Origin of the sequence: Arthrobacter terrae, assembly GCF_015708085.1 — a bacterium.
Taxonomy (GTDB): Bacteria; Actinomycetota; Actinomycetes; order Actinomycetales; family Micrococcaceae; genus Arthrobacter_M; species Arthrobacter_M terrae.
Map to the genome: position 1 here is coordinate 1 of NZ_JADNYM010000043.1, position 9,082 is coordinate 9,082.

The window sequence follows — 9,082 nt, forward strand, 5'->3', positions numbered from 1 at the left end:
TCTTAAAAGGACTCTAATTATGTGCAGCAACCGGGAAGCACACGCAGCGAAAATCCCGATCGATGCGGGGCCAGTCAGACCCTTCAGCGCCGAACTGCACATAATCAGCCCCTGAACCTAATAGGTGTTATGCGCAGCTGCACATAACACCTATCTGAGGACCGGGTCAGGGTGGCTGTATTTAGCGACCGTCATCGACCTCTGCACGCGCGAGGTGATCGGTTGGGCGATGGCTTCACACATGCGCACCGAGCTCATCACCAACGCCATGGTGATGGCCCGAGACCACGGCCGGCTCGCCACGTCCGGGGTCGTGTTTCACTCCGACAGGGGCAGCCAATACACGTCGACAGACTTTCAGGACTGGTGCGCTGCGAATCACGTTACCCAGTCGATGGGCGCCGTGGGTGTGTGTTGGGACAATGCGGTGGCAGAGTCGTTCTTCTCGCATTTGAAGACCGAGATGTTTCACCAGCACTCGTTCCCGAATCACCTGTCGGCCCGCACCGCGGTGATGGAATATATCGAGGTTTGGTACAACCGTCGGCGGCCTCACCGCCACAACGGCGGAATCAGCCCCGCCGTAGCCAGAGCAGCCCATCAAGCCCGCGACCGCGAACCCGTGGCCGCGTAAGAAAACACATCAACCTGTCTCAAAAACTTGACGAGCGCAACATGCCGATCGAAAAGTGGTGGTCGCTACTGGACGCGGCGTCAAAAGATTGGTTGATCGCCAACAACGGCGATGCGCTCTCTTCTGACATCATCGCTACGCTCGAAGCCGCGAGCGGTGAGGTCGAGCCGAACGCTTCATGGTCCGGCCGAAAACTCAGATGGAACTCATCTGACCGATGAAGCGTTAGCATCCCCACTCCGAAGTTCGTACCAATAGACCGCCTTGCAATTCCGCCGCGCGACTCGCCGAATGTGTCGCATAACCGAAGTGCCTCGAAACGCATGGGAAGCAACACACCCGCGCTGGGATGCCCGAGAGGGTGCTTGGTTTTCGGGTATTCCGCAATCGTGATTTACTAAATACATGGCGCGGCCCCTTACCTTGACCGATGAGCAAATTCTTGCCCTCGTTGGCGACTCGCTGGATCAGACAGGATCCTCATGGACACTGGCTAGGGCAGCCGACGCAGCAGGCCTACATCCGTCCACTCTGATCAAACGATTCGGCTCACGACACGGTCTACTGGTCGCTCTGAGCCGTCGCTGGATCGAGAGCATTCCCATTGGGGCGACCACCCCTCACGCCCATAGCGAGCTGTTGAACTGGGCCGCATCGCAAACTATCGACCAGGTCGGGACCGCGTTGTTAATGGCCCGACTCGACATGCTTATCGAGGATTTCCACGACGATGAGCTGCGCGATCTGCTTCACAAAGGGTGGACGAAACACAGCGCCTACCTCAGTGATCTGGTGCAGCGTTGCCAAGACAGCGGCGAGATCGCCTCTCACCTACAGGCCGAAGCAATTGCTCTTTTTCTACTCGACAGCGCTCACGGGGCTCTGCTCCGGGCAGCGGTGCATCCCGTTCCCTCGGAAGTCGACCCAGGCCGCGCCCTCACCGTCATATTGGAGTACCTGAAATGAGCACCTCCCGAGAATGGTCCAGTCACGTCTTTATCGCAACGAGCGTTGATGGCTACATCGCCTTGCCCGATGGAGACCTGGGGTGGCTGACCGACCCACCACTCGGAACCAGACACGCACCCGCCTTCCGCCCCGACAACGCGCCAGCGGATTATGACGAGTTCACCGCTGACGTCACCCACCTCGTGATGGGACGAGGAACCTACGAAAAGGTCATCACGTTCGACTCGTGGCCGTACAGCAACTTTCACACCATCGTGATCAGCACCACTCTGGACGCCGACGCAGACGATCGGATCCGAGTCGTCACCACCCTCGAGCAAGTCGTCGCCGTGCTCGACGAGGAGAAGGCTGGCAAGGTTTATCTCGACGGTGGGAAAGTGATCACCGCGTTCTTGGCGGCCTCTCTGATCGACGAACTCACCATCAGTCGCGCTCCGATCATTCTCGGCGCCGGCCTACACCTCTTCCACGCTCTGCCCCACCCCATACGCCTAGTGCATCTGGGCACCTCCACGACCGACACCGGTATGACCAACACGCGCTATGGAGTCACCTCCGACAGCGCCAGCTAGGACGGCCTGCACCAACGGTGTGTCGCATAACCTCAGTGCCTCGTAACCGGCGAATTCAGGTGGTGAGTGCAACACCCTGAGTCGTGTGGGGTGTTTTCGATGGCAAGACCTCTGTCGCCGCTGGCTGTTCGGCTGGCGTTCTGGAACGGGTTGAACGAAGGACTGCCGACGTCGGCCGCTGGACGAGTTGCGGGAGTGTCGCGGGCGACCGCGTATCGGTGGCTCAGCGAAGATCGGCAGGTGCTGTCATCGCCGCTTCAGAACTTCGCCGTCATTCGTTCCGGGTCGTTGTCGTTGCGGGAGAGGGAAGAGATCGGCTTCCAGCTCGCCACGGGCCAAGGGATTCGACGGATCGCTGCCCTGCTCGGTCGTGCGCCGTCGACGATCAGCCGCGAGGTAGCGAGGAACCGCGTCCATGACCGGTACGTGCCCTCGTTGGCGCAGGAACAAACGTGGACGCGGGCACGCCGCCCGAGAGCGCGGAAGTTGGACGGGCTAGCGTTACGAGGACAGGTCGTGTCGATGCTCACCGAACGATTCAGTCCCGAGCAGGTCGCGGGCAGACTCCGGCTCGAGCATCCCGAGGAAGTGGAAATGCAGGTGTCTCACGAGACCATTTACCAGGCCCTCTATGTTCAGGGCCGCGGATCGCTGCGGTTAGAGATCGCGACCGCCCTGCGATCCGGGCGGGCCCGGCGGCGCCCCCAAAAACCAGGCAGCCCGAAGGCAGGACGATTGCCGGGCATGGTCATGATCTCTGACCGGCCCGCCGAGATCGAAGACCGCGCCGTTCCTGGGCATTGGGAGGGCGACCTCATCATCGGTTCAACCTCGACCAAGTCAGCGATTGGCACCCTTGTTGAGCGGACCAGTGGGTTCGTGATGCTGCTGCACCTGCCCGGCGATCACACATCAGCGACCGTGTCTGCCGCGATGATCACCGCAATGAACACCCTCCCGGAACAGCTGCGCCAGTCAGTGACGTGGGACCAAGGGCGGGAGATGGCGAAGCATCAGGACATCACGATGGCGACGGGGATGCCGATCTATTTCTGCGACCCCCACTCGCCCTGGCAACGCGGATCCAACGAGAACACGAACGGGCTCCTGAGGCAGTACTTCCCGAAAAGCACCGACCTGTCCTTCCACGGGCCAGGGATCCTCGACAACGTGGCCGCGGAACTCAACGCCAGGCCCCGGAAACGCCACGGCTATCGCACCCCCGCAGAAGTACTCGCCGAGATACTCTCGAACCCATCAAATCAAACCGGTGTTGCACTCACCACCTGAATCCGCCACCAAACCGCCCAGACGGTCGCGAGACATAGTTGCGAGAATCACCCGCCCGCGAATTTCCGCAGCACAAGGTCATTCCGGCGTCGCGATGAGACGCCTCATAACCCTAGGGATACAAGACACCGAGATGGCGAAGCGCCACCCTCGAGCTCGTCCGTAAGGCGCCCGGTCATCGGGCTTAATGTCGTGGCTATGTCGAGACACCTAAAAGGCGATCCTCCGAGCAGCAGCGAACTCGACGCCAGGGAGTGTGGGGATGGTCCGATGAACGGGCGCTTCGTGATGGGGAACAATTGATGGCATGTCCTTCGAACCTGTCACGCCGACTGACGTAGGGGTGCTTCGGGATTTCCTCAGCGAGGTCGACCTGACGCTCGCTGGTCTCGATGCCCCCACAGTGAAGCTTTGGATCGAGCGAGGTATCGACGGCTGCATCCTAGGCACTACCGGGTACGAGCTGAGCGCCGACGGTAGGCACGCCCTCATTCGCAGCGTCGCAGTCGCCCCCACTCAGCGCGCCAAGGGTGCCGGCTCGCGACTCGCGAAGTTCGCTCTAACCGATGCCGCCCGTCAGGGAGCTACGCGGGCCTGGCTATTTTCTCGTCGGTCGGGCCCATTCTGGCAGAACCTCGGATTCCAAGCCGCAGATCGTCACGAGCTTGCGCTTGCCTTGCCGCGGACCCACCAAGTGCGTCTCTTCGTCGACAGCGGGCAGCTCGAACGCGAAATCGCATGGTCACGCCAACTCAACGATCTGGCGCAGTAACGGTTTCCCTGCGGGGCACTCAGTTGCGCCGATGTCGTCAGGTCGAGCTATAGTTCATGTATCACGACCGGTTCCGCCTACTTGTAGGTCCAGGGCCGGTCTTCACTTTTCCGGGGGCGCAGTTGCCTGCAGAGGTCAAGCAGTTCAAGTCCTATGAAGAGCAGGCAAACCTGCTCGCTTAGCGCGGAATGAACGTCGGTGATCACGGCGCCGCTGTTGAACAACTCCGCAAGATCAACTACTACCGCTTGAGCGGGTACTGGAACTCGTTTCGCGTCCGCAGCGGCGAGGGCCGCAGCGATACGTTTTACCCATCTACGTCCCTGGATGAAGTCACGAGACTCTATCGATTCGACGCCAATCTCCGAGCGGCCTCCTTTACCGCGCTTGCCGCCATCGAGCTCACCGTCCGAGCCTTAGTCGGACATGCCCTGGGCGAAGTGCACGAGTGCGCGCATCTGAAGCCGGAAATGCTTAACGCCAGAGCGCGTGGCGGCGACTACTCTCGCTGGCTCGCACAGTATGAAAAGGCGGTTCGCGAGTCGCGCGAGGACTTTGTCGAGCACCACCACGCGAAGTATGGCGGAACACTGCCAGTGTGGGCGGCCGTTGAGCTTCTGGATTGGGGCGGACTCACGCGCCTTTTCGGATTCGCTCCGAAGCGCGCACAAGATATGGTCGCTGCAGCCTTCGGATTGACGGCACCGCAGATGGAGTCGTGGTTGAAGTCGCTCAACATCGTGCGCAACGTTTCGGCTCATCATGGCCGTCTCTTCAACCGAGTGTTTGCGATTGCACCGAAACTTCCGATTCCCGGCAAGTATCCCGACCTCGATGATGGCGGACCGTTCACTCGAACGTTCGGACAACTCACGATGATCCAGCACCTACTGAAGGCACAGGCGATTGGGAACCAGAGATTGTTGCCAGCGGTCGTCCGCACTTACCCGGCCGTGCCCGCCCTGCCGATAAGTCATCTCGGTGCGCCCGAGAACTGGAGTCAGTCCCAGCTGTGGGCGCCCTAAACGCGGCCCACGTGTAGATCTCGTACGAATAGGGACCTGTCGCGCTTGACCTTCCCATCTGACGCACCTCGCGCAGAACGGTGCGCCGGCGGCTTTCCGGTTCGATCTGCATCGAAGGCAGTCCCCGTGCGGGTCGTCGAAGCGCTCTTCGGGCAGGTGCGATGTGCAGCCGTTGCCCCTCACCAGGAAAACGGTCAGCAGTAGATTGGGTGGATGGTTGCCCGGGAAATTGCACTCAGGGCGGGGGTGGCCTCCGATGCTGTGCCTCTGACCGACCTGTATCTACGATCGAGAAGAACAGCGATGCCCTGGTTGCCGAGCGTGCACGACCAGGCCGAAACGTTGTGGTGGATGAGGCAGATTGTCCTTACAGGCCAGGATGTCATCGTCGCGGAGGATGGTCACCGTCTTTTAGGCTTCGCGGCTTTGGATGGGCAGTGGCTTGAACAGCTCTACGTCGATTCTGAGGCGCAGGGTAGCGGCGTGGGACGAGCGCTTCTCGCGGCTGCCAAAGAAGTCAGACCCGGCGGTTTCTCTCTGCGCGTCTTCACCCGCAACACTCGTGCCCGACTGTTCTCCGAGTCACTTGGCTGTGTTCTCACAGAGCAGAGCGACGGCAGCCGAAACGAGGAGAACGAACCGGACTGCACATATTCGTGTGCCCCAGTAGCACTACCCCCTGGTATGAGACCTCATCCCGATTCAGGTCGCTGTCGTGATGGCGATGCCTGACGGCTTGCCTTTACTCGCCGGTAACGTCCTCGGACATCGCCCACTGACCGTTTTCTCAATTGACCGCGCCTCACGGCCCGTCCATCTAGTTCTAAAGTTGTTCCGAACGCTTCAGCACAAACTCGTTGCCGTCAGGGTCAACGAGAATCGTGCCGCTATCGTCATCTGTTCTGCTTTCGCTTGCTCCGAGCGAGATGAGGTGTTGAAGCTCGGTACGCGAATCGCCAGAGGTGGGAGCGACGATGAACCGGAGCCGGTCTCTTCCCGATCGTGGCATCAGAGGCGGTCCGCTCCAGGTGAGCTTCGATCCACCCTGGTGGGATTGAATAGCCGTCTCTTGATCTTGATTCCAGACCAGGCTCCATCCGAGGGCGGCGCTCCAAAAGTATCCGGAGGCTCGGGTTCCGTCACAGTTGACCGCGCCGATGAGGTCTGTGTCAGCAAGAGGAGCGCGAGACCGTAGCCTGCGTCCGAAGGGGTTTGCAGGTACCGGGTCAGGAGGCTGAACAGGAGGTACATACCAACACCCGCGATCAGCATCGCCGCATTCGCCAGCAGAATCGGAGCTTTGCTGAGGGCGTCGTTGCTGAGAAGCCGCCGCTGGCGACAGCCGCGAGATACTTCCTGGCGCCAGACGGCAAACGGGGGACCCTCCGGTACTGGCTCGACGCCGGCGAGAAAGGTGCAGCGGGTGTCGAATATATTGGACATCACGAGTCGCGTGATCTACCCTGAGGATGTCTAATATTATTGACTCGGCAAAGTCGGAGGTGGGGTTGAATGTCCTTCAAGGAGAAGAGCACGCTGGCCATGACGGGGATCTTGGTACTCGTCTTCGCCGGGTACTTCTCGATCGTCGTGGGCGAGGTGGCTCAATCGCCCGTGCGCGATGTCGCTTGGGTGGGGCTGATGGTCCCGGTCGTCGTGGCCCTGGTGGTCCTGGCTGCGATTGCTCACGCGTTGATCGCGATCAGTGCGCCCTCGCAGGCCAGCGCCGAAGACGAGCGGGACCGGTTGCTCGAGAGGCGCGGGGCACACGTTGGTGGCTACGTATTGGCGACCGGAACGATCGTCGGGCTGGGGCTTGCCATGGTCGACGCACCGACATTCTGGATCGCGCAGGCGCTGCTCGCGTCTCTGGTCCTGGGTGAATTGGCCAGCAGCGTCACCGCTCTCGCGCTCTACCGTCGGGGAATCTGAGGGTGGCGCGGCCGACCCGCTTGACCAACCGCATCGCCGACCTCCGCGCTGGTGCGGGTCAGATGACGCAGAAGAACCTCGCCGACCGCGTTGGTGTGACCCGGCAGACCGTGAACGCGATCGAGCTCGGCAAGTACTCGCCGTCGCTCGAGGTGGCGTTCAAGATCGCACGTGAGTTGGACGTCCCGTTGGAAGGCGTCTTCCAGTACCCCCAAGCGCCGCCCCGACAACCCAGCAACTGAGCCAGTCATACAAGAGAACCTGGACGCGAGCAGCGGAATCGGGTGAGTACAGGAGCACCAGGGAGCGTCATACCAACGCAAAAGTGCCAGATTGGGCGGCGGTCTCCGGCTTTGGTCGAAAAGATCAGCACATATGTCTCGTAACCAACCTGTCTCGAAACCGGCGAATTCAGGTGGTGAGTGCAACACCCTGAGTCGTGTGGGGTGTTTTCGATGGCAAGACCTCTGTCGCCGCTGGCTGTTCGGCTGGCGTTCTGGAACGGGTTGAACGAAGGACTGCCGACGTCGGCCGCTGGACGAGTTGCGGGAGTGTCGCGGGCGACCGCGTATCGGTGGCTCAGCGAAGATCGGCAGGTGCTGTCATCGCCGCTTCAGAACTTCGCCGTCATTCGTTCCGGGTCGTTGTCGTTGCGGGAGAGGGAAGAGATCGGCTTCCAGCTCGCCACGGGCCAAGGGATTCGACGGATCGCTGCCCTGCTCGGTCGTGCGCCGTCGACGATCAGCCGCGAGGTAGCGAGGAACCGCGTCCATGACCGGTACGTGCCCTCGTTGGCGCAGGAACAAACGTGGACGCGGGCACGCCGCCCGAGAGCGCGGAAGTTGGACGGGCTAGCGTTACGAGGACAGGTCGTGTCGATGCTCACCGAACGATTCAGTCCCGAGCAGGTCGCGGGCAGACTCCGGCTCGAGCATCCCGAGGAAGTGGAAATGCAGGTGTCTCACGAGACCATTTACCAGGCCCTCTATGTTCAGGGCCGCGGATCGCTGCGGTTAGAGATCGCGACCGCCCTGCGATCCGGGCGGGCCCGGCGGCGCCCCCAAAAACCAGGCAGCCCGAAGGCAGGACGATTGCCGGGCATGGTCATGATCTCTGACCGGCCCGCCGAGATCGAAGACCGCGCCGTTCCTGGGCATTGGGAGGGCGACCTCATCATCGGTTCAACCTCGACCAAGTCAGCGATTGGCACCCTTGTTGAGCGGACCAGTGGGTTCGTGATGCTGCTGCACCTGCCCGGCGATCACACATCAGCGACCGTGTCTGCCGCGATGATCACCGCAATGAACACCCTCCCGGAACAGCTGCGCCAGTCAGTGACGTGGGACCAAGGGCGGGAGATGGCGAAGCATCAGGACATCACGATGGCGACGGGGATGCCGATCTATTTCTGCGACCCCCACTCGCCCTGGCAACGCGGATCCAACGAGAACACGAACGGGCTCCTGAGGCAGTACTTCCCGAAAAGCACCGACCTGTCCTTCCACGGGCCAGGGATCCTCGACAACGTGGCCGCGGAACTCAACGCCAGGCCCCGGAAACGCCACGGCTATCGCACCCCCGCAGAAGTACTCGCCGAGATACTCTCGAACCCATCAAATCAAACCGGTGTTGCACTCACCACCTGAATCCGCCACCCATGGGTTCGAAGACGGCCACAGTCGATCAATCGTGCTCGCGAGGCGACCGATGGCGATGTGCAGGCGAGCTTGAGTACTTGTGCAGGCGACTGCGAAAACTGACAACTGTCATTTTCAGAAGCTGACGGCACGCCGATGCCGGTGTTGCCGGGGTTGTGCAGCCGGCTTCTGAACGCTGGTCGTTCAGTACTCATATGCACTAAAGTCATTGTTGCGCAATAGTTCTGTTC

General features: G+C 61.1%; 11 protein-coding genes and 1 pseudogene. 11 read left to right on the forward strand and 1 reads right to left on the reverse strand.

The window, feature by feature from the left end; all coding sequences use genetic code 11:
* Positions 1-148 precede the first annotated feature (148 nt).
* The 8 genes and pseudogenes from IV500_RS20850 to IV500_RS22400 all read left to right on the forward strand — a co-directional run.
* Positions 149-634: pseudogene (locus tag IV500_RS20850) on the forward strand (IS3 family transposase); the annotation flags it as partial.
* A 41-nt stretch (positions 635-675) separates the two neighbouring features.
* Complete coding sequence (locus IV500_RS21785; RefSeq protein ID WP_230855295.1) at positions 676-855, forward strand: hypothetical protein; 180 nt, start codon at positions 676-678, stop codon at positions 853-855.
* Positions 856-1,039: 184 nt separating this feature from the next.
* Entirely contained in the window at positions 1,040-1,600 is a 561-nt protein-coding gene (locus IV500_RS20855) for a TetR family transcriptional regulator C-terminal domain-containing protein (protein WP_196398740.1), read from the forward strand.
* Positions 1,597-2,175, forward strand: a complete 579-nt coding sequence (locus tag IV500_RS20860; RefSeq protein WP_196398741.1) for a dihydrofolate reductase family protein — start codon at positions 1,597-1,599, stop codon at positions 2,173-2,175. The genes IV500_RS20855 and IV500_RS20860 overlap by 4 nt, the downstream gene beginning before the upstream one ends.
* Before the next feature lie 99 nt (positions 2,176-2,274).
* The gene (locus tag IV500_RS20865) at positions 2,275-3,465 is read left to right on the forward strand and encodes an IS30 family transposase (protein WP_230855296.1); all 1,191 of its coding nucleotides are present in this window, start codon (positions 2,275-2,277) and stop codon (positions 3,463-3,465) included.
* 307 nt (positions 3,466-3,772) lie between these two features.
* Positions 3,773-4,237, forward strand: a complete 465-nt coding sequence (locus IV500_RS20870) for a GNAT family N-acetyltransferase (protein WP_196398742.1) — start codon at positions 3,773-3,775, stop codon at positions 4,235-4,237.
* A 188-nt stretch (positions 4,238-4,425) separates the two neighbouring features.
* The gene (locus IV500_RS20875) at positions 4,426-5,262 is read left to right on the forward strand and encodes an Abi family protein (protein ID WP_196398743.1); all 837 of its coding nucleotides are present in this window, start codon (positions 4,426-4,428) and stop codon (positions 5,260-5,262) included.
* A gap of 303 nt (positions 5,263-5,565) precedes the next feature.
* Entirely contained in the window at positions 5,566-5,994 is a 429-nt protein-coding gene (locus IV500_RS22400; protein ID WP_376770241.1) for a GNAT family N-acetyltransferase, read from the forward strand.
* Positions 5,995-6,085: 91 nt separating this feature from the next.
* Here IV500_RS22400 and IV500_RS21790 read toward each other — a convergent pair whose 3' ends face one another.
* Complete coding sequence (locus tag IV500_RS21790) at positions 6,086-6,745, reverse strand: VOC family protein (protein ID WP_312876014.1); 660 nt, start codon at positions 6,743-6,745, stop codon at positions 6,086-6,088.
* 29 nt (positions 6,746-6,774) lie between these two features.
* On the opposite strand from IV500_RS21790, the gene IV500_RS20890 reads away from it, so the two are divergent.
* The 3 genes from IV500_RS20890 (at position 6,775) to IV500_RS20900 (ending at position 8,840) form a co-directional block, all read left to right on the forward strand.
* The gene (locus IV500_RS20890; RefSeq protein WP_196398745.1) at positions 6,775-7,194 is read left to right on the forward strand and encodes a hypothetical protein; all 420 of its coding nucleotides are present in this window, start codon (positions 6,775-6,777) and stop codon (positions 7,192-7,194) included.
* Positions 7,195-7,196: 2 nt separating this feature from the next.
* Positions 7,197-7,436, forward strand: coding sequence for a helix-turn-helix transcriptional regulator (locus IV500_RS20895; RefSeq protein WP_196398746.1), 240 nt, complete (start codon positions 7,197-7,199; stop codon positions 7,434-7,436).
* A 213-nt stretch (positions 7,437-7,649) separates the two neighbouring features.
* On the forward strand, positions 7,650-8,840 hold the full coding sequence (locus IV500_RS20900) for an IS30 family transposase (RefSeq protein ID WP_230855296.1): 1,191 nt from the start codon (positions 7,650-7,652) through the stop codon (positions 8,838-8,840).
* The last annotated feature ends 242 nt before the right edge of the window (positions 8,841-9,082 follow it).